The 24359-nt window shown below is 47.4% G+C and carries 21 protein-coding genes; 20 read left to right on the top strand and 1 reads right to left on the bottom strand.

What is annotated here, in order from left to right; all coding sequences use genetic code 11:
* The first annotated feature begins 17 nt into the window (after positions 1-17).
* From Q337_RS0115895 to Q337_RS0115820, 15 genes are all read left to right on the top strand, one after another.
* Entirely contained in the window at positions 18-740 is a 723-nt protein-coding gene (locus tag Q337_RS0115895; RefSeq protein WP_026472425.1) for an FFLEELY motif protein, read from the top strand.
* Between the two features lie 88 nt (positions 741-828).
* Positions 829-1533 carry an FFLEELY motif protein gene (locus Q337_RS0115890; RefSeq protein ID WP_026472424.1) on the top strand — a complete coding sequence of 235 codons (705 nt, stop codon included), beginning with the start codon at positions 829-831 and terminating at the stop codon, positions 1531-1533.
* A gap of 260 nt (positions 1534-1793) precedes the next feature.
* Positions 1794-2726, top strand: coding sequence for a bifunctional demethylmenaquinone methyltransferase/2-methoxy-6-polyprenyl-1,4-benzoquinol methylase UbiE (gene ubiE, locus Q337_RS0115885; protein ID WP_026472423.1), 933 nt, complete (start codon positions 1794-1796; stop codon positions 2724-2726).
* Between the two features lie 388 nt (positions 2727-3114).
* A complete protein-coding gene (locus Q337_RS18135) occupies positions 3115-3906 on the top strand; it encodes a ubiquinone biosynthesis accessory factor UbiJ (RefSeq protein ID WP_051526954.1) in 792 nt (263 codons plus the stop codon).
* A 20-nt stretch (positions 3907-3926) separates the two neighbouring features.
* On the top strand, positions 3927-5546 hold the full coding sequence (locus Q337_RS0115875; protein ID WP_026472422.1) for an ABC1 kinase family protein: 1620 nt from the start codon (positions 3927-3929) through the stop codon (positions 5544-5546).
* 66 nt (positions 5547-5612) lie between these two features.
* Positions 5613-6221: a LysE family translocator gene (locus tag Q337_RS0115870; RefSeq protein ID WP_034280659.1), complete on the top strand. Its 609-nt coding sequence runs from the start codon at positions 5613-5615 to the stop codon at positions 6219-6221.
* Positions 6222-6340: 119 nt separating this feature from the next.
* A complete protein-coding gene (locus tag Q337_RS0115860; RefSeq protein ID WP_034280655.1) occupies positions 6341-7072 on the top strand; it encodes a TraX family protein in 732 nt (243 codons plus the stop codon).
* Positions 7073-7230: 158 nt separating this feature from the next.
* Positions 7231-8307: a hypothetical protein gene (locus Q337_RS0115855; protein WP_034280771.1), complete on the top strand. Its 1077-nt coding sequence runs from the start codon at positions 7231-7233 to the stop codon at positions 8305-8307.
* Between the two features lie 220 nt (positions 8308-8527).
* A complete protein-coding gene (locus Q337_RS18130) occupies positions 8528-10282 on the top strand; it encodes a hypothetical protein (protein WP_051526952.1) in 1755 nt (584 codons plus the stop codon).
* 124 nt (positions 10283-10406) lie between these two features.
* Complete coding sequence (locus Q337_RS0115845; RefSeq protein WP_026472418.1) at positions 10407-11522, top strand: hypothetical protein; 1116 nt, start codon at positions 10407-10409, stop codon at positions 11520-11522.
* A 215-nt stretch (positions 11523-11737) separates the two neighbouring features.
* Positions 11738-12535 (top strand): bifunctional phosphoribosyl-AMP cyclohydrolase/phosphoribosyl-ATP diphosphatase HisIE, encoded by a 798-nt coding sequence (hisIE, locus tag Q337_RS0115840; RefSeq protein WP_026472417.1) that lies wholly within the window; start codon positions 11738-11740, stop codon positions 12533-12535.
* A 285-nt stretch (positions 12536-12820) separates the two neighbouring features.
* The gene (tatA, locus tag Q337_RS0115835) at positions 12821-13051 is read left to right on the top strand and encodes a Sec-independent protein translocase subunit TatA (protein ID WP_026472416.1); all 231 of its coding nucleotides are present in this window, start codon (positions 12821-12823) and stop codon (positions 13049-13051) included.
* Positions 13052-13111: 60 nt separating this feature from the next.
* Positions 13112-13651 carry a Sec-independent protein translocase protein TatB gene (tatB, locus tag Q337_RS18500; protein WP_051526951.1) on the top strand — a complete coding sequence of 180 codons (540 nt, stop codon included), beginning with the start codon at positions 13112-13114 and terminating at the stop codon, positions 13649-13651.
* The gene (gene tatC / locus Q337_RS0115825; protein ID WP_026472415.1) at positions 13648-14430 is read left to right on the top strand and encodes a twin-arginine translocase subunit TatC; all 783 of its coding nucleotides are present in this window, start codon (positions 13648-13650) and stop codon (positions 14428-14430) included. The genes tatB and tatC overlap by 4 nt, the downstream gene beginning before the upstream one ends.
* Before the next feature lie 178 nt (positions 14431-14608).
* Complete coding sequence (locus Q337_RS0115820) at positions 14609-16846, top strand: PhoX family protein (RefSeq protein ID WP_026472414.1); 2238 nt, start codon at positions 14609-14611, stop codon at positions 16844-16846.
* An 80-nt stretch (positions 16847-16926) separates the two neighbouring features.
* Here Q337_RS0115820 and Q337_RS18120 read toward each other — a convergent pair whose 3' ends face one another.
* Entirely contained in the window at positions 16927-17403 is a 477-nt protein-coding gene (locus Q337_RS18120) for a DUF2750 domain-containing protein (protein ID WP_051526950.1), read from the bottom strand.
* A gap of 480 nt (positions 17404-17883) precedes the next feature.
* Between Q337_RS18120 and Q337_RS0115810 the strand changes: the two genes are divergently transcribed.
* The 5 genes from Q337_RS0115810 to Q337_RS0115790 all read left to right on the top strand — a co-directional run bounded on the left by Q337_RS0115810 (position 17884) and on the right by Q337_RS0115790 (position 24282).
* A complete protein-coding gene (locus tag Q337_RS0115810) occupies positions 17884-19419 on the top strand; it encodes a UvrD-helicase domain-containing protein (RefSeq protein ID WP_026472413.1) in 1536 nt (511 codons plus the stop codon).
* A 70-nt stretch (positions 19420-19489) separates the two neighbouring features.
* Positions 19490-19681 carry a type II toxin-antitoxin system VapB family antitoxin gene (locus tag Q337_RS0115805; RefSeq protein WP_026472412.1) on the top strand — a complete coding sequence of 64 codons (192 nt, stop codon included), beginning with the start codon at positions 19490-19492 and terminating at the stop codon, positions 19679-19681.
* A gap of 14 nt (positions 19682-19695) precedes the next feature.
* Positions 19696-20055 carry a type II toxin-antitoxin system VapC family toxin gene (locus Q337_RS0115800; RefSeq protein WP_026472411.1) on the top strand — a complete coding sequence of 120 codons (360 nt, stop codon included), beginning with the start codon at positions 19696-19698 and terminating at the stop codon, positions 20053-20055.
* 136 nt (positions 20056-20191) lie between these two features.
* On the top strand, positions 20192-21133 hold the full coding sequence (locus Q337_RS0115795; RefSeq protein ID WP_026472410.1) for a tRNA dihydrouridine synthase: 942 nt from the start codon (positions 20192-20194) through the stop codon (positions 21131-21133).
* 314 nt (positions 21134-21447) lie between these two features.
* Positions 21448-24282 carry a monovalent cation/H+ antiporter subunit A gene (locus tag Q337_RS0115790; protein WP_026472409.1) on the top strand — a complete coding sequence of 945 codons (2835 nt, stop codon included), beginning with the start codon at positions 21448-21450 and terminating at the stop codon, positions 24280-24282.
* Positions 24283-24359: the final 77 nt, after the last annotated feature.

The raw sequence follows: 24359 nt of genomic DNA, 5'->3' as shown, positions 1-24359 counted from the left end.
TTTTCTTCACTGGTTTTATGTCAGCTATTGTCACTTTATCCAAGCAGCTCAGATATTATAAACGCCTCCAGCTTCATCGTAACCGCGATGTTTCCCATTATTTAACAGCAGTTCAGCATTGGCAAAAGCAGCGTATGCAACGCATGCATCAGCCTTTATTTAGTCAGCTTCAATATCAGCGTCTTGCCAGTTTTTTATTAGATCGCCTCTATAATATGCATGACTTGAATGAGTTAGCAAAGCAACTGGACAAGGCGCTAAAAGAAAAAATCAAGCTGGATCGCTTTTTGCCTGAAGGTGTACTTAGCGCTGCTATTTCTGCCTTCAGGCTGGCCTACCTGACATTAAAGCTGGATGAACAGGTTGCTCAGCATTTGCTCGATCAAGGCATTACCATCATTGATGATGACAGCATCCATCAGGCCATGCTAACACTGCAACAATATAATGATCGCATTAAGCAGCTGATACTACTTAGAAAAATAAGTCAGGCTTTTCATCAGTATGGTCGAAGTTTTTTGACTCAAAGCGCTTTCCGGCTGGCGCGGCGCACGGCTTATCGGCGTGAATTTAACTTTTTATATGATTATCTGGCCGAGGCATTTGCAGCTATTCGCAGTACTGATCGCAGTAACATTTTTTTTGAGCAGTTTATCGCTGATGAAAAGCAGGTATTGCAGCGTATTTATCAGGGACACCCCATGCCTTTTGGCCAAAATTGTCAGCTTGCACAGGCTTGATGCACAATTTTGGCACGTCCGGATGATTCCGTGCTTAGAAAAATCGGTTATGCTTCGTCACCATGTTATTTTAATGTCATGATTTTTTATGTCAAAGTTTGATGCACTGCAACAGCAACTCGAAGTTTTTCATGCAATGGATTTTCATCAGGACCCAATACTGGCCAAGCGTTTGAACGATGTACAAAGCTGGCAAAAAGAACGCATGAAAAAAACTCACCATGATTTTTTTGCAGTGCCAGAACATCACTTAATGACCCAGTATTTTTTAAACCGCCTGTATGGTGGCCCTGATTTTGATGTACTGGCTGGACAGATTGCCCGGTTGATCAATAATGCTGGCATGGTTGAAAAAATTATTCCCGACTCCGCCATCCGTACAGGTTTTTCCGGAGTAGAACTTGCTGTACTGGCAATCCGGCTGGATCAGGAGCTTGCGGTTGAACTGCTCAACACTTACGCGCCCACCATGCCACTCAATGATGACATCATGCGCCGCGCCTACCTTAAGCTGGATCAGCGTGAACCCCGCTTGCGCCAGATGGCACTGCTGGATGAGCTGGGCATTAGTCTGGATAAATATGTACGCTCGCGCATGGTCAAGGCTGCTTTTAAGATGGCAAAAGGACTGGCCTATAAATACAAGGTTGGCCCCATGTATGACTTTGTGGAAGAAGGCTTTGAGGCCATGAAACCACTGTCATCAGCACAGGAATTTGTAAATACCTTTACTGCCAAGGAACGTGAAATTATTGACAAGGTTCATGCGGGCGACCCCTATCCATTTGCCTGATCGCATGTCAATTACTGGTAGCCATCATCAGGACTTTACAATGCAGCAGGCGCTCTGGATGATCAACGCCAGATGACTAAAGTGGGCAATGGTGTAATGTCGAGCACTGCTTAAAGTTATGAAACCTGTTCACTTTAGTCATTAAATTAATGTATTTTTTTGCAGTTTAGGCCAGCAACACAATCTAAAATCTGGCATGATCGGCAGCATTGTTTATGTTTATTTTACTGCATTTACCAGCTTATTAGGGAGTTTTACCCATGTCTGACAGCAACAATAGCACCCATAATAACCTTAATAATCCCAATAACAATCCTTCCCCACAAAATACACCTGCGCAAGACAGCAATAATGCCGCCAATGCCAACTCTCCCTTTTTAAGCCAGCCCTTACCGCAAGGCACTCCACAGGGCCAGCAACAAAGTCTGCCTAAGGGTGCTGACCACCGCAATCTGGGATCAACCACCCATTTTGGCTACAAGACCGTGGATGTGGAAGAGAAACAGCAAAAAGTGGCAGAAGTCTTTCATTCAGTGGCAGCCAAATATGACCTGATGAATGATTTGATGTCATTCGGGATTCACCGCTTGTGGAAGCGCTTTGCCATTAATCTGTCCGGCGTACGGCGTGGCCAGCAGGTGCTGGATATTGCAGGTGGTACGGGCGATCTGGCGCTGGCCTTTAGCCGCGAAGTAGGACCACAGGGTCACGTGGTGTTGTCTGATATCAATGAATCCATGCTCAATGTAGGCCGTGACCGCCTGATTGACAAAGGCTGTACCAATGTGGATTTTGTACTGGCCAATGCTGAAACCCTCGAACCCTTTGCCGATGAAAGCTTTGATCTGGTGACCATCAGTTTTGGCCTGCGCAATGTCACCGACAAGGACGCTGCCCTGCGTGCCATGTACCGGGTGCTCAAGCCGGGTGGTCGCCTGCTGGTGCTTGAATTTTCCAAGCCGGTATTTGAGCCGTTATCACGCCTGTATGACCTGTATTCCTTTACTGCCTTGCCCGTGATGGGCAAGCTGGTAGCCAATGACTCTGAAAGCTATCGCTATCTGGCCGAATCTATCCGCATGCACCCTGACCAGCGCACCTTAAAGCAAATGATGGAAAATGCAGGCTTCCAGAGCTGTGATTATCACAACATGACTGGTGGTATTGTGGCGCTGCATCGCGGCTTTAAGTAATGAGCGAGGATAAGTTGAGTATTACTCAACCCGAGCGCAACACCGAAGGCTATGCCAGAAGTAAGAGGATAAGTGAAACCACTTCGTCTTGCAGAACAGTGTTCTTCATTTACCCGAGCGCAAGCCACGCTGCTGTGCAAGCCAAAGGCAGCGTTGTAGTTTCGGGATAGGACTTCAATAATTTAATAAGAGAACTGCTCATGATTCCCCTATTAACTTATAGCTGTTATAAATCGAGTTTTGCGATGAGAAGCCCAGCTTTGCAAGATGGTTTTTCTTGCATGGCAGCGCCATTTGTCCCATTTAAACGACAAACCTTAATTATTTCTTTAAAGCCTTAACATGCCCTCGATGCATACCAGGCTGACCTTGTTTTAAGGAAATCATCATGCTTGCTGTACTTGCGCTTGGTACCGTAGAAACCCTGTTTAACCAGTGGATTGACCTTGATGCTGCCACCCGCCAGCAACTTAACGGACTGGCCGGTAAACTGCTGCGCGTGGTGATTGATTCGCCGCAACTGTCGGTGGATGTCTGGTTTGACCAGGACAAAGTACGCTTAAACCCTACAGCACTGGGCATGCCCGAGCGTAAAACCAGTATTTTTGAACAGCGGCCCTATGATCCGGTGCATGATCCATTACAGGCACCAGAACAGGCCACCACCACCTTGCACGTGGCCAATCTGGTTGAACTGGGCAAATTAATGACTGCTCAAGCAGGTGCAACCGGTAATATTCCATTGCAGGGCGACATGAGCCTGCTCCAGCAGTTGCAACGCATTCTGGCGCAGGCGCAGCCTGATCTAGCCAGCCGCTTAAGTCCATGGATTGGTGCGATTCCCGCCGGACAGCTGGGCAATGCCATTAGCCAGACCCGGCAGGTGTTTAGCCGCATGGCCTCCAGTGTGGCCAGCCATGGCAGCGAAGCGATTAGTGAGGATAGCCAGCTATTTGTAGCCCGCTGGCAAATGGACCAGTTTAAAAACAATGTCCGTAACCTGCGTCAGGATATTGAACGTGCCCAGGCCAAACTTCAGCAACTGCAACGAAAAGTTGAGCAACACACTCAACCTAAGCTGGATATGCCAGCAAAGCCTGAACAGGCCACTACACCATCTACCGCATCGCTATCCTTAGCGCAGCAAACCCGGCAACAGCAAGAACAGCAGCAACAGTAAAAACTTTAGGACGACAGCCAATGATTCCGCATTTTTCCCGCTTGCTTGAACTCTGGCAACTGGCCGCACATCATCGGCTGGATACCCTGATCCCGGAGGAAGAACTTCCGGCCAAGGCACGTCCGCTTGTTCAGCTCATCAAGTTGCATCCAGCGGCATGGACCAGCCGGGCCAGCAAGGACCCGTTGCGTCTCAAGCATGCACTGGAAGAAATGGGGCCGTTGTTTGTTAAGCTTGGGCAACTGTTGTCTACCCGCCGCGACTTAATTCCACCTGAGCTGTTGGTGCAACTGGTACAGCTTCAGGATCGGGTTACACCATTTGCCACCGATATTGCCCGGCAACAGGTCGAAACATCGCTCAATGCTAAGATTGAAACCCTGTTTGCCCGCTTTGATGATGCGCCGCTGGCTGCTGCCTCAATTGCACAAGTGCATACAGCAGCCTTGCATGATGGCCGTGAAGTGATTGTTAAAATTGTCCGCCCGGCAATTCGTCCGCAAATCATCAAGGATTTTGAAATCCTCAATTGGCTGGGTCACTGGCTGGAAGCACGCCTTGAAGCTGCACGTGCCCTGCATCTGGTTCAAGTCATTAGTGACTATCGACAGGTGATTTTAAACGAGCTGGATTTAAGTCTGGAAGCAGCCAACACCATGCAGATGCGCCATAATTTTATGGGGTCCAGCATGATGTATGTACCGGAAGTCTATACGGCCACCAAGGATGTGATGGTGGCTGAGCGCATTAGTGGTGTGCCGGTATCCGATATTGAAACCTTTGAGCGGTTGGGCATGGATCGTGCCATGCTGGGCGAAAAGGGCTTGACCATCTTTTTTACCCAGGTGTTTCGCGACAATTTTTTCCATGCCGACATGCATCCGGGCAATGTGTTTGTTGAAACCCTCAACCCGCAAAATCCACGCTTTATTGCCCTCGACTGCGCCATTGTGGGCGAGTTATCCAAAAGTGACCAGATGACGGTGGCTCGCCTGCTACTAGCAGTAATGAATAATAACTTTGAGCAACTTATTCAAATTGTGCATCAGGCAGGCTGGATTCCGGCAGGTACGGATCAAAATACCCTGGCACGTGAAATGCGCCGCACTGTCGGTCCCATGATCTCCAAGCCCATGGATCAACTGGATTTTGCTGGTATTCTGGTGCAGGTGATGGATATTGCCCGTCGCCATCATCTGGAAATTCCGCCCCAGCTCATGTTACTGCTCAAGACGTTGGTGCATGTGGAAGGGCTGGGACGCGACCTGTATCCACAACTGGATATCTGGAAACTGGCCAAACCGATTTTAACCGAGTGGGTCAAGCAAAATGTTAACCCCATGAACAGCCTTAAGGAACTGGGCCAGCAAATTCCTGACATGCTGATGGGCGCAACCGATTTGCCCGCCTTGCTGATTGATAGTCTGCATAACCTGCGCCAGCAAGGGGCATGGCAGGATCGCCAATGGCGTGAGTTACAGCAAATGCGTCTGGACATCCAGCAAACCCGCCGCCGTGACTGGATTGCCGCCAGTGGCTTTTTAACCCTGCTGATAACGGCTACCCAATTACCCTGGCCAGTGGCCGTGATATTCCTGATTCTGGCAGGCATTGTGGTGCTATGGCGTTTAATTGCCTGATTGATAGCATTTCTATTTTTCGCTGAATCTCAACAGGCTCATTTTTACCACTATTGATTGAGGATCATGTTGAGCCTATTTACGCTTGAAACCTTAACTGGCCTAGTCTTATTTGCATTGGTTAGTTCTATTACTCCCGGCCCGAATAATATTATGCTGCTAAGTTCCGGCGTTAATTTTGGTTTTAAGCGAACGATTCCCCATATGCTGGGCATTTGTGCCGGTTTTTTTGTCCTGTGCCTGGCCACTGGACTTGGCATTGCTGCCGTTTTACAACAGTACCCAACATTGCATATTGTGCTTAAAATCATTTCTGCACTGTATCTGGTGTATCTAGCCATTCAAATTGCCCGTAGCCGTCCTATAAATAGTCACGAAGTGGCAACCAGCCATCCCCTGACATTTTTGCAAGCTGCCCTGTTTCAGTGGGTTAACCCCAAAGCCTGGATGATGGCGCTATCAGCCATGATTATCTATAGCAGTACACTGCATCCAGTTGCCAGCATGTGGTGGATTTCCATTGTGTTTGCCATCATTAACCTGCCTTGCATTGCCTGCTGGGCTTTGTTTGGGGTACTACTAAAGCAAGTCCTGAACCAGCCAGCCTATTTAAAATGGTTTAATATCAGCATGGGGATTTTACTGGTTGCCAGCATTTATCCTATTTTAAAATAAGCTGCTCATTGATGAGTTGCCAATCAGTTTTGATAAACGGGATTACGGTTAGTATTTTAATGGTCATGCTTTTTGGTATGAAAGCCTTAAAATTTCCAATAGGCCTTTTATTGAATTCCATGCAACAACGCGCTAAAGCTCAGGATTTGTTGAAATGGATTGCCATGCTCAGCATGGTGATTGATCATTTGCGCTTTATTTTTCCCAGCATGGACGCCTTGATCATTATTGGCCGGTTTGCTTTTCCATTATTTTGTCTGGCAATGGCTGCCAATGTACAGCGTCTGCCTGTCAGCACACCTGTCATCTACCATTTTCCCTATCTGGTACGTCTCAGCGTTTTTGCGGTTATCTCGGAACTGCCCTATCGGTTGCTGCGGCCTGAGGCGGACACACTCAATATATTGCCCACCCTGCTACTGGGCTTACTGATTTGCTTAAGCCTACAGTATCCGTCTAGGGCTGGCCTGTTATCAGCAATCAGCTTCTCCTGTATAGCAATCCTGCTTAACCCGTGGCTCATGTATGGCGCCTTGGGGGCCTTGTTGCCTGCTGTATGTTTGGCAGGTTTGATATATGGTCGGAGTTTTGTGCTATTGGCCATGCTGCTTAGTGCGCTATGCAATATGTCCCTGCCCACACTGAATATGCTGCTTAGGTTATCGGCCTCGCATTTTAATCCGCAGGATGGCCTGCTCCTTATGAGTGCAGCGTTAGCGCCTCTCCTTGGGATCATAGTATTGCAGCAAAAAATCAGTTTTTCTGTTTTCCCGGTAACTGCCTGGGGCTACTGGTTTTATCCAGTACATCTGCTAATTATTTATCTCATAAAGCTATTATTTATCAGCTAATTAAATTTGATGCCTGACCAGTTAACCCAATATAGCCGGCTCAAGATTTTATAAACTGACCATTCTTATATTAGGGTTGTGCCTAATCAATGCTTTTTGCACAATATCCGCTCGCTCATCTGCTAGCCGAGGCTGTTTTGGCGTATATCCATCATAAAATGTCTGCACTCACCATCCGTGCCGGGCAGGAAGCCCTAACGCATATTCGCCAGAATGGCATACAGCCCCAGGATATTGACATTATTCCAGGTGCTGCAGGTGGCCCTAAAGGTATTGGGCTATGTGGACTGGATCAAGCCATTTTTGGAGATTTCCTGCTGCGTGCACCAGTTCATGGGAATAGCAAGCGCACTTGCTTTGGCGCGTCGATTGGCAGTTGGCGCTTTGCTGCCATTGCTGCACACGGTGGCCAGGAAGGGCCAAAACGGTTGGCCGAGCTGTACACCAACATGCAGTTTTCCAAGAAAGATAAAGTCCCAGAGGTAACTCAGCGCTGCCACGAGATGTTGCAACAACTGATTGATGGCAACATGGAAAGCCTGATCAATCATCCGTGGATGCAACTGGTCATTGTGGTGGTTAAAAGCCGGCATATTTTTGCCAGTGACCATGTTATTCCACTTGGACTTGCATTAGCTGGAGTGTTTGGCGGCAACATGCTGTCCAGACGTGCTAACCGTTTGTTCATGCAGCGCGGCTTTGCGTATGCCCATCCACAGCATAATCCGCTGCCGATCAATGACAATCAGGAATTTTTTACCCATCACCTGCCCCTTAATGCAGATAATGCCATGCATTTGCTGATGGCTTCTGCAGCCATTCCTGCCGTGATGAGCGCTGTAAGAGATATACCGCTGGCGCCCAAAGGCAGTTACCGAGATGGCGGCTTGCTGGACTATCATCTGGATTTACCTTATAAACCCAAAGGCCTGGTGTTATATCCCCACTTCACTGACCGGATTATTCCCGGCTGGTTTGATAAAAGTTTAAGCTGGCGTAAAGCCAACGCCCAGAATCATCAGCGTACTGTGCTGATTTCTCCATCTCCTGAATATCTTGCTTCCTTGCCGCTGGGCCGGCTACCGGACCGTAGTGATTTTGCCCGTTTTGCCAGTAACGATAGCGAACGTAAGAAATACTGGCAGCAGGCTGTAGCAGAAAGCCAACGCTTGGGAGATGAATTTCTGGAATTAATTCAAAAAGGCAACATTAGCGAGAAAATGGTTGTATTTTGATCAACTAATGTGAAGCAGTTTTAAGTTTATTTAATAATATTTACAAGAAATATTGAACCAATAAAGGAGGTCTATCCTTTTTTCATTGCCCGTGTAGCTGTTTTTTGATATAAGAAAAACATTTATTCTGACAAGAACAGGTGCTTACCATTTAGGTTTCAATAACATATTAAGCACTACTATTGACCAGACATTTATCCAGCCAAGGGAAGAAGTACCAATGAATATGAAGCTCAAGACTACCTTTACCTCATTAACTATCGCAATTGCCGCTTCACTCGTTGCTGGCTGTGGTAGTGACCATGATGATTTACCGCCATCAAATCCTAATCCTCCCGCAGCTCAAGCCAAAGGTAAAGCCATTGACTTTTATCTGGCTGGCGCTACAGTTACTTTTGAAGATTGTAATGATCAAACCACTACTACTGATGCTACCGGTGGCTTTAACTATCCAAATGACTGCCGCGATACAGCCCTGACGGTTACTGGTGGTATAGATATTGGTACTGATTTGCCATTTTCCGGTACGCTAAAAGCGCCAAAAACAACCGCAGGCAATTTGAATATTGCTTCTCCTCTCACAACTTTAATCACCTATGCTGGTGGTGCAGGTGATAGTGCAGCGGTTGCAGCCAAACTAGGCCTAAGTGGGAAAAACCTGTTAACACTTGATCCAATGACTGATGCTGCTGCATTAAAACAAACAGTTGTGGTACAACAGTTTGTTGATCAGATTCAAAAAGCCCTAATCCAGCTCAGTACTAGCGGTGGTGGTAGCCTAACCCCAGAGCAAGCAGCACGTGCAGCTTCTGCTGCGCTGGCTGCCCGTCTTGAAGCACAAACTGGTACAGTGGACCTGACCAATATTGATTTCATTCAGGCTGCAGTTCAAGGTGCTGTACTAGAAGCTAAAAATGATTTACCAGCAAGCATGCAGGCAAATATTGAGAAAATTGCTGCCAATACCGCCGCGCTTACCGCTGCCGTAATTCAGGAAAAAGTAGCTGCTGTTAATACTGCATTAAGCAACATTACGATTGGTGCAAATCCTCAAGCGACCTTAAATGCGCTGGGTGAAAAGCTGGAAACTGTAAAAGCCACCGCTACATCTCCTGCTACTGCCAATCTGATTAATGCTTTATCTGCTGCACTTATGTCCACTACTGTAAGTGCTGCTGACCTGCAGGCTTTGGGCGCAGCTGTTGCGGCTGGTAATCTGAACCAGATTAAAGATGCTTTAGCTGATGTTAATGAATCACTGCCAGCAGGTAGCAAAATTCCTGACAGTATTGCTGATGACCTACAGCAGGTTGACCTGTACAAGAACTATCTGCAACTAGTTAGTCTGGGCCTAAATGGTGGTACACCGTACAATATTGCTGCCATTGAAGGTTCTGTAGTATCAGGAAATGAACTTAGTACTACTGGTCCATTGGACAGCGTACAGGTTAAACTCAACAAAGTAGGCTCACCATTTGAAGGTAACTTCTCAGAAGCTCGCGTTGGCTTAAGCTATGCGATTAGCGGTGGCAATACACTTGACCTGATCATTGATCGCGTAAACATGAGCTTTGACAGTAATGGTACGCTGACTGCTGCGTCTGTTCCTGTAGGTGCCACTTATGCGTTCCGTGGTACTGGTTCGCCAGCGCTGGTCGGTAATTCTAAAAATAATCTGCAGGCCGATAACCTGACTGTAACCAATGGTGCAGTTACTCTACCAATTGATACCTTCTTGAATAAACTGGCAGGTACAAGTGGCATTCCAACCAGTCAGGTTGAAAGCTACCGTCCAAAAGCGGGTAATAATGTCAGCATCAAGGTAGCTCTGGGTGCAACCAGCAGCACTACTGTTCGCGTAGGTACTGGTACTGGTGATGCAGCCAAAGCCGCTACCAGCATTGGTATTAACACCAGCACCAGCAACACACTGGCAGGTCAGGGCGTTAGTGCAGTACTGAAAATCCAGCAGTAATACTTAAGGGTAATTCCTTTGTATTAACAACTTATAGAGTTACCTTCGGGTAACTCTATTGGTTTACGGGTTCATATTTTCTCAAAAATTTTGTCTTTACCTTCTTACTGATGAAGGATTTTTTATGTTTCTCAAACGTCATTACTTATCCAGTTTAGCGTTAGGCTGCGCTTACAGCATTTCAGGGTTTAGCTATGCAGCGCCCAATGATGTGTTTTTACAACCCTTACCTGCCAATGTCGCATCGCCACTAACTGTAGAAGCCAGTTTTGATATTGTAAACGACACCGTGGATATTTTTAATATCCGGGAAAGTGAAGGCGCTGTGGGTGATAATGCAGGTGATTATGATGGCGGTCATCTCATGCTGAGCTACGCCTTTAATCCACAGTGGGTGGGAGAAGTGGCTTACTGGAACCGTAATATTGAGTATGGGCAGGACAGTAATGAGATTGATAGCTGGCTGGCTGCAGTTCAATATACGCCTTTACTCACACTTAAACCTGGTGATGAAGTTGCCATTCGTTTGGCTTTATGGGGCAACCAAGCTGATGAACTCAGCAAGACATCTACTACAATTGTTAATAACCAGCGTTTTAGTAAACTTAAAGTCAATGACCTAAATGACATTCAGGCACAAGTGGATTTACTGTTTGCCCGTCGTCTGGATCGCCAGAATAAGCTCAATGGGTTTGTCAGCCTTGGGTACAGCAAAGTTGACGTTGATAGCTTGAATGCTAATCTTAATATTGGCGGTAACTGCAATTTTAATATTCAGGTGAACTCAAATAACCAGCTCAATGGCCAACTAATAGCACCTTGTACCAATAATGGTACAACCCTTGAAGAAGCCAGCTTTACCGATCAAGCTTCCAACTATGGGCTGGATATGGACAAAGACCTCAGCTACGACGCTGGTTTTTTCAGTATCGGTGGCTCATGGAACTGGAGCTATAAAAAGTTCAATAGCTTGCTGGGCTATCAGTTTCAGTACCTGATGCGCCAGGATATTGATGACCGGGTAAGCACTTATGGTAATTCGGCCATTAAGAGCAACCATACACTAGGGCTGGACTTGTCCTATAAGCTCAACAATTACACCAGTCTGTTTGTGGCCAGTCAGCTATTTAAAAATAACTTTGTTGGCACTATTCCCTTCCTGTATAACTCAGTCACTGCATCACGCTTAGACCGTAAATATGGCTATGCTTCTTTTGGGGTACGTTTTGCCAATTTTTAATTGCTTACTATTGCAATAATTTGATATTAAGGCTGGCTGCTGAATTTGTTTTCAGCAGCCAGTTTTTTCGTTTTAGGATAATATTTTCGTATATTCATTAGAATAAATTATACCGATTTTACGTGTGCTTAGAACCTATTGCATGGGCAGGTACAAGCGGTGCAATTTCCACTATAATCCTTACTCCACCTGTTTGATTTTATAAAGAGTGTTCCATGAATAACTGGCTAGATGATGTAAAATTTGACCAAAACGGTTTAATTCCGGCAATTGCTCAAGACCATCAGACGGGTCGTGTTCTCATGGTCGCCTGGATGAACCGGAAAGCACTACAACTCACCCATGATACCAATCGTGGTGTTTATTTTTCCCGTTCGCGCAACAAGCTGTGGCATAAGGGCGAAGAATCCGGACATTATCAGGAAGTGCATGAGATCCGTCTGGATTGTGATGGCGATGTGATCATATTGCAGATCACCCAGCATGGTGGCATTGCCTGCCATACCGGCCGTGAATCCTGTTTTTACCGGGTACTCACCCCGCAAGGCTGGCAGGTGGTGGATGCCGTGCAAAAAGACCCACAAGCCATTTATGGTGGCAGTAAATCGCAGCATGATTCATCACACAGCCATGCTATGGCCACCGAACAGCAACTTATCCAGCGCGAAAGTGTGGATGTGCTGGCGCATCTGGCAGGGGTGATGCAGCAACGCAAGCAAGCTAGCGAGGATAAATCGTATGTGGCAAGCCTGTATGGGAAAGGGTTAAACAAGATTCTGGAAAAAGTCGGCGAAGAAAGTATAGAAACCATTCTGGCCGCCAAGGACTGTGCCATTCACCTGAATGCACAGGAATATCAGGATGAGCTGATTTATGAAACCGCTGACTTGTGGTTTCACAGCATTGTGATGCTGGGCTATTTTGATCTGGCACCAAAACGTGTTCTGGATGAGCTGGCACGTCGTATGGGACTGTCTGGCCTTGATGAAAAAGCAGCGCGTAGTTCTTCGTAGTCAATATATGCCATGACCTGTTTTTTAAAGCAGTGCTGTTCTAGCAGACTGTAGGGCTACTCAATTTACCCTGTTTTAGCCTTACTTTTTTAGCCGTATTTTCTGACTATTGATTATAAACATGCATTATCCCTGTAACATGGATCACTCAGAAAAATTTAGATAAAAGAACGCTACAGGGGCGTTTTAAGCGGGTGTATCCTTAATAAATATTCACATTCTTGTCATTAAATCGTGCTAATTTTGTCATAAGTCAATGAACGATAACATATCAAGGAGCTGGCCATGGCTGGTTTATCAATCTGGCATATTGTGCTGTTTGCCATCGTCGTAATTTTGCTGTTTGGCACGTCCAAACTTAAAAATCTGGGTAAGGATTTAGGCGGTGCAGTAAAAGACTTTAAGGATTCTGTGAAGGATGAAGATGCCAGAAAAGCAGAAGCGGCCCGCCTACATGATGAACGCGTTGTAAATGGCAAAGCTTCTGAGCACGTTGTTTCCCAGGACAAAAGCTAGTTTAGTCCCTGCCATTTATGCTCGGGATACAACCAACCTGACTTATACTGAATCTAATGTATGCTAAATATTGGTTTTAGCGAATTATTGCTGTTTGGCATTATTGCGCTGGTTATTTTAGGGCCGGAAAAACTGCCCACAGCTGTACGTACTGCCGGCCGCTGGTATGCGCGCTTGCGCCATCTGGTGAGCAACCTGCAACAGGATATTGAAAAAGAGCTGCAACTGGCAGAGCTGCGTGAACACATGCAGCAGGAACTGGCCCGCATTAAAAGTATTGAAGCACAAATGCAGGCCCAGCTTGATCAGATGTCAGATGAACTGGCTGAGCTTAACCAGACTTCTCACTCGTCTTCTGTGCCAGCAGTAGCCAGTGTTTATTTGCCCATTACGCTGTCCCTCACCACAGTAATGGGCGTGCCTTATACCACTGGGCATTTACTCAGGCTGACTTTGCTGCAACTGCATCAGTTATCGGCCAACTCCCAATCCAATACTCATTCACAAGAAGTGCCTCAACATGCTGACACCCAGTCGGGTGCGCCTGAGTCTCATCATTTACCCAGTTCTGCATTAAATAATACCGAGGCGGCCTTATGAATTTACTCAGCACGCCCCCAGAGCCAGTGGGATCACAACAAGCCGAACAGGAACAGTTGGCGCAAATGCCATTAACCTCGCATTTAATGGAACTGCGTACCCGGCTCATGCGAATTCTGGGTATTGTTCTGGTACTATTTTTTGTCATGCTGCCGTTTGCCAATCAGTTGTATGAAGGCCTGTCGCGGCCTTTGCGTGCCCAGCTTCCTGCCAATGCCACCATGATCGCCACCGATGTGACGGCAACTTTCATGGCGCCATTCAAGCTGAATTTCTTTATTGCGCTCATGATTGCCATGCCGTATATCCTGCACCAAATCTGGCAATTTGTGGCACCGGGGCTATATAGCCGGGAAAAACGCATTGCCATTCCGCTGCTATTGTCCAGTATTGTGCTGTTTTATGTAGGAATTGCTTTTGCGTACTTTATTACCCTGCCTGCGGTGCTGACCTTTTTTATTCATGCGGCACCTGAAACCGTAGCACCCATGACTGACATCAATAGTTATCTAGGCTTTTGCCTCAAGCTGTTTTTGGTATTTGGCCTCACCTTTGAAGTGCCGGTAGCCACATTGCTGTTGATTCTGGCGGGAATTGTGTCGGTAGAAACCCTGGTGGCCAAGCGCCGCTATATTATTGTGGGCTGTTTTTTTGTGTCGATGTTTATTACACCGCCCGATGCCTTAAGTATGGCAATGCTGGCAATTCCCATGTGGATTTTGTTTGAAACTGGTCTGTTCTTTGGCCGTTTTCTGGAAAAGCAGCGCACTCCTGTCTAGAGTTTGCCAGTTCAGGCCTTGTGCTTTATGAACCTTGCTTAAGTGATTGTTTTTAGACATTCGCGGTACTTAGTTAAACTGTCATCAACTGGTCAACTGCCTGTCAAGTTTCTGTCATCAACAGCCTGCAATATGCAGGCGTTCCTTTTTTTTGACTTGTGATTTGCCAGGACTGACAATGACTCAGCTAAGCCCCTATACCGAAGAACGCGAAATTGATTGCAATACATCGGACAATCCTCATTTTGAAAGTATTTTAAACAGCCGTTTAATGAATAATCAGCTGAGCCGCCGTCAGGTTTTAAAAACTACCAGTGGCGCTGCTGCGGTGTTTATGGCGGCTTCACTGGTGGGCTGTGGCAGCGATGACAACGATAATAATAGCGCTACGACGCCACCAAGCACGACGCCGAAACCAGAAACACCACAACGCCCGGAAACATTAAGCTTTAAAGCAGTTGATAAAAACAAGAATGACCTGATTACCGTGCCAGAAGGCTATGAAGCCACCGTTTTGTATGCACTGGGTGATCCGTTACATTCCAGCATTGCCGCCTGGCAGGACAGCAGCCGCGAAAGTGGCGCGTCTTACACCATGCGCTCCGGTGACTGCCATGATGGCATGCATTTCTTTGGCGTTGGCAGCAATAACAAATGGCAAGCCGACCAGTCTGCACGCGGCCTGCTGGTGCTTAACCATGAATACATCAACCCAAACTATCTGCATGCCACGGGTGCTACTGTGGTTGCCGGCAAACGCACGGTTGAAGATGAAGTCATCAAGGAATTCAACGCGCATGGTGTGTCTGTGGTTGAAGTCAAGAAAGACGAAAAAACCAGCCAGGTGAGTATTGTTAAGGATTCGGTATTTAACCGCCGTATTACTGCCACCACTGAAATGGAATTTGGCGGCCCGGTAAAAGGCACAGATCTGGTTAAAACCCGGTTTTCCAGCAATGGCAGCAAAACCCGCGGCACCCATAACAACTGTGGTAATGGTTATACCCCTTGGGGCACTTATTTAACCTGTGAAGAAAATTACATTGGCTATTTTGCCCGTAATGCAGCAGATGATCTCAAGCGCACGGCTAAAGAAATTGTGGCACTCAATCGCTACGGCTTAAAACAAGGTTCCGGTTCACGGTATCAGTGGGAAACGGTCACTGGCAGCAGCCAGCAGGATTTATTTGACCGCTGGAATGCGTCTGTAACGGCTGACAGTGCTGAGCAGGATTACCGCAATGGCCCAAATACGTTTGGCTGGATTGTGGAAATTGATCCGTTTTCTACCGCTGCACCGCGCAAACGTACCGCACTGGGTCGTTTTGCCCATGAAGACTGTCAGGTTGGCCCGGCCATTGAAGGCCAGCCCTTAACCTTTTATATGGGTGATGACTCACGCGGCGAATACATTTACAAGTTTGTATCCAAAGCCGTGTGGAGCAATGTAGATATTAATGCCGGCTATAGCGCTGGTGACAAATACCTGAACGAAGGCACGCTGTATGTTGCCAAGTTTAGCGACGATGGTAAAGGTCAATGGATTGAGCTAAGTTATGGCAAAAATGGCCTGACCAGCAGTAATACAGTATATGCATTTGCCAGTCAGGCAGATGTACTAACGCATGCCCGTTTAGCCGGCGATGTGCTAGGGGCTACCAAAATGGATCGCCCGGAATGGTGTGCCGTGAACCCGAAAAATGGCGAAGTGTATGTCACGCTGACCAATAACAGTGACCGTGGTAGCAAGTATCCAGTTGATGCCATGAACCCGCGTCAGTATAACGATACAAAAGATGGTAAAACTTCAACTGGCAACAATAACGGTCATATTATCCGCTTTAAAGAAGCCAACAATCGCCATGATGGAACTACCTTTAGCTGGGATATTTACCTGTTTGGCGCGCAGGCGGATGCAGCCAGCAACGTTAACCTGTCTGGCCTGACTGATGCCAATGACTTCTCGAGTCCTGATGGCATGTGGTTTGATAACCGTGGCGTGTTGTGGATTCAAACCGATGATGGCCAGTATACCGATGTGACCAACTGCATGATGCTGGCTGCATTGCCGGGTCAGGTGGGCGATGGTGGCGTCGCCACGGCGCAAGCCCTGAGCAATGCATCTGGCGAGCAAACCACCATTAAAGGCAAAAATGCCAGTGAAAACAGCTTAAAGCGTTTTCTGGTTGGCCCCAAGGAATGTGAAATTACCGGGATTGTCATGACCCCGGACTGCAAGGCCATTTTCCTGAACGTGCAGCATCCGGGTGAGGAAAGCAAACCGGATTATAGTAACCCGGCCAGCTTTGGCAGCCACTGGCCAGCCACACAAACCAATGCAGCCAATACTACCAGCCGCCCACGCTCTGCTACTGTAGTGGTTACCCGTAAGGATGGTGGGGTAATTGTGGGTTAAGATGCTGAACCAAGCATAAGATTAGGTAAAACCCTCCCAAAGCGGAGGGTTTTATTTTTTACAGGGTTTTACATTAACAATTACTGAATGGACGTACTGGCCATCGCAGGCAAATCCTGTTTAGCCTGACTTGCGCCAACTGGCGCAGGCAAATGATTTTTTTCTTCCTGAAAGCAGGCATATACATAACTTTTAATATCTGCCAGCAAACGCTCAGGTTCTACCAGTACACTGTTCCAGTCCGGGGTTAAAAACACCGAAGCCATACACTGTTTTTCAATAAGCAAGGGAATTAATTCTTCTACAAAGGTTTTCAGGCTCATGGCCTGTACCTTGTGCTTGGCCCAGTTACGGGTATTGCATAGACGTGCATATTTGGCGTCCGGCCACAGGGGCAAGGCCATTTTACCGCCCACAGTACCCGACATGGCCCATCCATCGTGATACAGCCCCCATACCTCACGCTTGGCAATAATTTTCTGGATAAAATATCTGTAACGGGCTTTGGCATCCAGCTCCAGCATATTAAGCTGTGGCGTTTGGGCAAAATTTTCCATAGCTATCTCTCGACAAGTTCATGTTGTTATTCGGTGGATTTGACTTTAGTAATACGTCATTAAGGGTTGCTTTAATGCCTGCTATCAAACATTACAATCATGTTAACAGGATACTTCGGCCATATTAAAATGAGGTGCACAACATAGGCAATGCACCACCAGACAATATAAAAAAATAGTTAGTGCAAATATCTGAAATGCTTAAATCAGTTTGCTCAATGCAACCTCCAGAAAAGTAAAACAATCCTGATTGAGAAAGTCAAGAAAAGCCCGGCCAATGCGCTCACCTTAGGTATTTTTCCCATAAGCCAGAACGGCTACTTTTTTGCCATGACAGCTATTTTCAGGTAGCATAAGGATCATTCATTTTTCTTTAGGACAGGCATCTGGCGTTATATTACGCTGGTATATGTGTGCTATTGCCTCACCTGTCAGTATGTTTCTGTCTCGCTGTTGAATCTTGTTAAATTAAGGAATCCTGTGACCCAATCACAACACCCCACCGGTCAGGAAGTGCTTGCCACGCGTGAACAAAGTACGGCTATTGACCATGCCCGTCTGGGGGAATCCTTCAAGATTATGGCCTATGCCGGTACAGGTAAAACCACCACTTTAAAACTAATTAGCGATGCCATGCCGCAGCGTCGCGGGCTTTATCTGGCCTTTAATAAAGGAATTGCCGATCAGGCGCGGCAAAAATTTCATCGCGGTGTGGATTGTCGTACCTTTCACTCGCTGGCCTTTCGCCATGTGGATCGTGGCATTACCGACAAACTGCGCTTACCACGTTTAAGCCCCAGCATTCTGGCGCGTGAATACCAGCTTGAACCTGTCACTATTCGCCGCCTGCTGAGTGGCAGCTATGAAAACTTTACCTTAACGGCCAGTCGGCAAGCCAACCTGATTAGTAATGCCGTTAGCCAGTTTTGCTCCACCAATGCCCAGTATCCGGCACCGCGTCATGTGATGATGCCGGAATGGATGCATGAGGACGATGCCACTGCCCTGCAACAGCATCTATATCCGTTTGTGGAACGGCGCTGGCTGGAGTCGATTGATCCGCGTCACAATGCCGGGATTGGCCACGATATTTATTTAAAACGCTGGGCACTATCCAGCCCGGTGATTCATAGCGATTATATTTTGTTTGATGAAGCACAGGATGCCGACCCGCTGATGCTGGGTATTTTGCTCAAGCAAAACGCACAGGTGATTTATGTGGGCGATGCGCACCAGCAGATTTATGCGTGGCGTGGTGCGGTGAATGCCATGCAGCAATTGCCGCTGCCGTCTTCCCGCCTGACGCAATCCTTTCGTTTTGGTGAATCGATTGCCGAAGTGGCGAATGTATTTTTGCGCAAACTGGGCGAAGACGTGCCGCTGCATGGCCGTGATGATTTGAAATCTGTGGTAGACACACAGCCATTTCCCAAAAAGCGGGATGCCATTTTATGCCGTACCAATGCCCGTGCTATGGAATTATTATTGTCGGGACTGGTACAAGGTAATAAGGTGGCGTTACAGGCTGACCATGACCGCATTGCCCGTTTTGTTGATGCCGCCAGCGCACTCAAGCAGGGCCGTAAGGTGTTTGATGTGCCGGAACTGTCATGGTTTAGCTCGTGGCATGAAGTGCATGAATACTGCGAAACCAATGATGGCAGCGATATCAAGCCGCTGGTACGGCTGGTGGATGAACATGGCACCGAACCGTTAAAGCGCGCGCTGGCCAAGATTAGTCCGATTAACGAAGCGGATTATGTGATTTCTACAGCGCACAAGGCCAAGGGGCTGGAATGGCATCATGTGCAAATTGAAGATGACTATAATTTTAAAATTCACAAGGATGAGCCGCAAGTGAGTGTGGAAGAGTTACGCTTGCTGTATGTGGCCTGTACCCGCGCGCAAAAAGGGTTGAATGTGCATTATTTAATGCCGCTGCTAAATGCGCTACGTAAGGAACAACTTAGAGAAGATAAAAATAAACCGAGTGATCAGAAGATTGTGGCTTTTTGACTGGCTTTTAAATCAGCATCATTTAATGTTAAAATGTGTGCCTCATTCCTTTATATGATGAGTAATAATCATGCGTACCACATTGGCGCTTGACGATGACCTATTAATGCAAGCTCAGTCTTACACCGGTTTGCAAGAAAAGTCTGCCCTGATTAGGGAAGCCCTAAAAGCATTAATTGAGCGTGAAAGTGCAAAGCGACTGGCCAGCCTAGGCGGTACTGAGCCGCAGTTAATGGTCATACCACGCCGTCAATCCAGTTAAGTATTAAGAATTCTATGATTCTAGTTGATACTTCAGTCTGGATTGACCATTTACGGGCTTCTGATAACACACTGGTTCAACTGCTACAAAGGGGACAGGTTCTAGCTCATCCTTTTGTTATTGGTGAAATTTCGCTTGGAAATCTTAAACAGCGAACTCAAGTGCTAACCGCATTAAAGCAGCTACCCCAAGCCATCATTGCGCATAACAGCGAAGTAACCCAATTGGTTGAACAACATAATTTATTTGGCTTAGGTATTGGTTATATTGATGCTCATCTCCTAGCCAGTACTTTGTTGTCAGCGCACACAAAATTATGGACACGTGATAAACGTTTATTTAATGTGGCCGAAAAACTGAATATTCATGTGTAAACCAGACATTAAATTTAATTTCATATCGGATGTGTTTTAACATTCGCCAAACCTATTTTCCTCGCCAACACCCCAAAAATCCGCTATAAAGCGCCTGACTTTTATCCTATTCCCTTCTCTAAATCCGAGCATATTTATGAAACTGGTTCTGGCGCCAATGGAAGGCTTAACTGATCCGTTGATGCGGGACTTACTCACCTCGGTGGGTCATTACGACTGGTGCGTGACCGAATTTATCCGCGTCACCGACAGCCTGTTGCCCGAGCATGTGTTTTATAACTTTTGCCCAGAGCTACAAAACGGCGGCAAAACCAAAAGTGGCACGCCGGTGCATGTGCAGTTTCTGGGCAATGATGCCAACCGTCTGGCGCAAAATGCCGCGCGGGTGGCTGAACTCGGTGCGCCTGCCATTGACCTGAATTTTGGTTGCCCCGCCAAAACCGTCAATCGTCATCGCGGTGGTGCCGTGCTGCTGGATGAGCCAGAGGTCATTCATTCACTGGTGAAAGCCGTGCGCGATGCCGTACCTGCCCATATTCCAGTGTCGGCCAAAATGCGGCTGGGTTATCTGGATGAAAACCACACGCTAGACAATGCGCTGGCGATTGAAAGTGCTGGGGCAAGCTGGCTGACCGTGCATGCCCGCACCAAGTCCGATGGCTACAAGCCACCTGCTTATTGGGAAAAATTACCTGACATTCAACAGGCCATTAAAATACCCGTTATTGCCAATGGTGAAATCTGGACGCTGGAACATGCCGAGCGCTGTCTGGAGATTTCCGGTTGTGCGGATTTAATGCTGGGGCGCGGTGCTGTAACCCGGCCAGATCTGGTCAACCGCGTGCGCCATAGGGACGACAGCCGACAACTTAGCTGGCCTCAACTGGTACAGTTACAACTGGATTTTCTGGATGCTGCCAGCAAAACCGAACAGGGACTGGTGGGACGCTATAAACAATGGCTGGGCATGCTGACCCAAGGCTATGCTGAAGCTGCGCTGTTATGGAATGACATTAAAAAGATCAGGGAACTGAATGGTCTGCGTGCTGCACTTGAGCAACAACTCACAGAAAAATAATGCAATTTTCACTATTTTTGTCCTGCCTCTGTAACGCTTAAGTGTGAATTAACTTTTATTTCGTATACTTTAAATTGTTCAGTCTCATCACTGATCTTTAAATTTGTTTAATTATCAATCAGCAGGCTTGCTTATATCTGTATTAGCGGCAGTGATAGCTTTTTATTATAAAAGCTTTATTTAAAAATCCTGCTATCCGCGCGGATTATAGATGGGTTTATACAGCAAGCTACGGTTTTGATGACCTTGTTGATGACATTGCTTGACCCGTATTGTTAAGGAATATTCACTTTTGCTAAAAATGGAAATTTGATGTGTTGCTACTGATTGTCCTGCTGCCACTGGTTTTGGGCACCCCATTGACCTGGTGGCTGGCACGCATTGACAGACTGTATAGCTGCATTGCCGCATGTGGCATAAGTTTGCTGTGTTTTATCAGCCTGCTCACAACTGCCTTGACACATGGAGTACAACAACCGCTATTGCAGCGCTGGCAATGGCTACCGGAAATTGGGCTGAACCTGAGCTTTCGGCTGGATGGGCTGGCGCTAATTTTTGGCCTGCTGATTTCCGGTATTGGTACACTGATTTTTATTTATGCCTGGTATTACCTCAACCGTAAAAACTCTTTAGGCAAGCTATATAGCCTGCTCATGCTGTTTATGGCTGCCATGCTGGGCATTGTGCTATCCAATAATTTGCTGATTTTGCTAATTTTCTGGGAACTTACCAGTATTTCATCGTTTCTGCTGGTGGGTTACTGGCAAAACTATGAAGTGGCACAAAAAGGCGCACAAATGGCGCTGACCATTACCGGACTTGGCGGATTAGCCATTCTGGGTGGGTTTATGCTGCTGGGTTATATTGGCGGCACGTATGAGCTGGATGCGCTGCTTGGCATGCGCCAGCAATTGCAGACCAGTCCCTATTTTATGCCTGCTTTGCTGCTGATTTTACTGGGTGCCTTTACCAAAAGTGCGCAGTTTCCCTTTCATAGCTGGCTCCCCAATGCCATGGCTGCACCAACGCCCGTGTCGGGTTATTTGCATTCTGCCACCATGGTCAAGGCGGGTATTTTCCTGCTCATGCGGCTGTTTCCCATTTTTGCCGGATCGCTGTGGTTTCACGGGATTGTCACCACGGTTGGCTTAGTCACATTTTGCTTTGCTGCATTTCTGGCTATTTTCCAGCATGACTTAAAAGGCTTGCTGGCCTATTCCACCATTAGTCATTTGGGTTTGATCATTTGCCTGCTGGGTCTGGGTTCACCACTGGCCATTGCGGCGGCTATTTTTCATGTGCTCAATCATGCCTCGTTTAAAGCGGCGCTGTTTATGATTGCCGGGGTGATTGACCATGAAGCAGGCACCCGCAACTTGCGCAAGCTGGGCGGGCTGTGGGCCTTGATGCCCTTTACCGCCACCTTGTCAATGATTGCGGCGGCAGCGATGGCCGGTGTGCCACTCACCAATGGCTTTTTGTCCAAGGAAATGTTCCTGACCGAAACCGTGGCTCTAACTGGCAGTACCTGGCTGTTACTGGTGCCCATGCTGGCAACATTGGCCAGCCTGTTTGCTGTGGCCTATTCAGTGCGCTTTGTACACAATACTTTTTTTGGTGGTGCCTTAAACCAGAAAATTGCCAACCAGCAGGCGCATGAACCGCCGCTGGGTATGCGTGCGCCGATCATCCTCTTGTGCTGTATTTGCGTGCTGGTCGGGATTTTGCCGGCCCTGCTGGTGCAAAATATTGTGCAACTGGGCAGCAATGCCATACTGGGTTATGTGCCCAGCCAGACCGTACATCTGAAATTATGGCATGGTGTTAATTTGCCGCTGATTATGAGCCTGATTGCCCTGATTGGGGGTACTGGGCTGTATTTGCTGCTGGCACGAAAACAGCAAATTCTGAAAATCAGCACCGATCAGTGGTTTGGCCGTTTTACCGGAGAAAACCTGCTGGATCAATTGCTGGAAAATAGTGTGCTGATGGCGCGCCGCTTTACCAGTTATCTGGAAAATGGCTCGTTGCAGCGTTACCTGATGCTGGTCATTATTGCAACAATGGCAATGGCACTGGTGCCCTTATGGGGCCAGAACCTGGCTACGGGTGGCCGCCTGCTGAATCATGCCTCATGGCCTGCCATTATCCTGTGGGTGTTGCTAATTATTGCCTGCCTGATGCTGCTGTATTTTCATCATGAACGCATCAAGGCCGTGCTGCTGGTGGGCGCAGTTGGCTTGGTAGTGAGTGTTTGCTTTATTGTCTTATCAGCACCTGATCTGGCGCTCACCCAGCTGTCAGTGGATGTGGTCACAACTGTGCTGCTACTGATGGGGCTATCCCTGCTGCCACAGCTCTCGCCGTATGAATCGAGCCGTACCCGGCACTGGCGTGATGTGGTGATATCCCTGCTGGGTGGCGCTGGAATTGCATGGCTGGCGTGGCTGATCATGACCCGTGATCATCAGTCCATTTCCTGGTTTTTTATGCAGGAAGCCTTGCCCAAAGGGGGCGGCAGCAATGTGGTGAATGTGATTCTGGTGGATTTTCGCGGCTTTGATACCTTTGGTGAAATTTGTGTACTGGCCATTGCTGCAATCGGTGCGCTAGTCATGATGGATGGCATGCGCGCGCATGGTGCGATTGCCACTCCCGGCTTAACCTTGCGTTTTAATCCCTCGCCACTGATGCTGCGTATGACGGCTTCATGGGTGCTGCCAATTGCACTGGTCTACAGTCTGTATATTTTACTGCGTGGCCATAACCTGCCGGGTGGTGGCTTTATTGCTGGCCTGATTACTGCCATTGCACTGGTGATCCAGTACATTGCCATTGGGCAGGAACAAGCCGAAAAACTGATTCATGCGCGCGATGGCCGTTTGTATGAATGCTGGATTGGTGGCGGCCTGACGCTGGCTGGCCTGACCGGTGTGGGTGCCTTGTTTTGGAATAAACCATTTTTAACCAGTGCCTATTTTTATATGGATGTTCCCATTCTGGGCAAATTGCCGATAGCCTCGGCCATGTTGTTTGATATCGGCGTATTTTTTACCGTGGTTGGTGCAACCCTGCTGCTGATTTCGGTGCTGGGTGATTCACGTCACTCCAGCATGTCAGGGCCTGTTTTACCCGAAAAACAGCGATAAGGAGCAGCCATGAGAAATCCGCCACTAGAAAATCCGCCTGGAAAAATACGTCTGAAAAAAAACAATTCTGCAAAGCT

Source organism: Alkanindiges illinoisensis DSM 15370, assembly GCF_000619845.1.
GTDB lineage: Bacteria > Pseudomonadota > Gammaproteobacteria > Pseudomonadales > Moraxellaceae > Alkanindiges > Alkanindiges illinoisensis.
Note: the sequence above shows the minus strand (reverse complement) of the source record. Positions and strands in the feature narration are given on the sequence as shown.

What these genes read in the sequence shown, in the direction of transcription:
- Q337_RS0115895 (WP_026472425.1), top strand. Translation starts at nt 18, where the DNA reads ATGTCAGCTATTGTCACTTTATCCAAGCAGCTCAGATATTATAAACGC.
- Q337_RS0115890 (WP_026472424.1), top strand. Translation starts at nt 829, where the DNA reads ATGTCAAAGTTTGATGCACTGCAACAGCAACTCGAAGTTTTTCATGCA.
- ubiE (WP_026472423.1), top strand. Translation starts at nt 1,794, where the DNA reads ATGTCTGACAGCAACAATAGCACCCATAATAACCTTAATAATCCCAAT.
- Q337_RS18135 (WP_051526954.1), top strand. Translation starts at nt 3,115, where the DNA reads ATGCTTGCTGTACTTGCGCTTGGTACCGTAGAAACCCTGTTTAACCAG.
- Q337_RS0115875 (WP_026472422.1), top strand. Translation starts at nt 3,927, where the DNA reads ATGATTCCGCATTTTTCCCGCTTGCTTGAACTCTGGCAACTGGCCGCA.
- Q337_RS0115870 (WP_034280659.1), top strand. Translation starts at nt 5,613, where the DNA reads ATGTTGAGCCTATTTACGCTTGAAACCTTAACTGGCCTAGTCTTATTT.
- Q337_RS0115860 (WP_034280655.1), top strand. Translation starts at nt 6,341, where the DNA reads ATGCAACAACGCGCTAAAGCTCAGGATTTGTTGAAATGGATTGCCATG.
- Q337_RS0115855 (WP_034280771.1), top strand. Translation starts at nt 7,231, where the DNA reads ATGTCTGCACTCACCATCCGTGCCGGGCAGGAAGCCCTAACGCATATT.
- Q337_RS18130 (WP_051526952.1), top strand. Translation starts at nt 8,528, where the DNA reads ATGAATATGAAGCTCAAGACTACCTTTACCTCATTAACTATCGCAATT.
- Q337_RS0115845 (WP_026472418.1), top strand. Translation starts at nt 10,407, where the DNA reads ATGTTTCTCAAACGTCATTACTTATCCAGTTTAGCGTTAGGCTGCGCT.
- hisIE (WP_026472417.1), top strand. Translation starts at nt 11,738, where the DNA reads ATGAATAACTGGCTAGATGATGTAAAATTTGACCAAAACGGTTTAATT.
- tatA (WP_026472416.1), top strand. Translation starts at nt 12,821, where the DNA reads ATGGCTGGTTTATCAATCTGGCATATTGTGCTGTTTGCCATCGTCGTA.
- tatB (WP_051526951.1), top strand. Translation starts at nt 13,112, where the DNA reads ATGCTAAATATTGGTTTTAGCGAATTATTGCTGTTTGGCATTATTGCG.
- tatC (WP_026472415.1), top strand. Translation starts at nt 13,648, where the DNA reads ATGAATTTACTCAGCACGCCCCCAGAGCCAGTGGGATCACAACAAGCC.
- Q337_RS0115820 (WP_026472414.1), top strand. Translation starts at nt 14,609, where the DNA reads ATGACTCAGCTAAGCCCCTATACCGAAGAACGCGAAATTGATTGCAAT.
- Q337_RS18120 (WP_051526950.1), bottom strand. Translation starts at nt 17,403, where the DNA reads ATGGAAAATTTTGCCCAAACGCCACAGCTTAATATGCTGGAGCTGGAT.
- Q337_RS0115805 (WP_026472412.1), top strand. Translation starts at nt 19,490, where the DNA reads ATGCGTACCACATTGGCGCTTGACGATGACCTATTAATGCAAGCTCAG.
- Q337_RS0115800 (WP_026472411.1), top strand. Translation starts at nt 19,696, where the DNA reads ATGATTCTAGTTGATACTTCAGTCTGGATTGACCATTTACGGGCTTCT.
- Q337_RS0115795 (WP_026472410.1), top strand. Translation starts at nt 20,192, where the DNA reads ATGAAACTGGTTCTGGCGCCAATGGAAGGCTTAACTGATCCGTTGATG.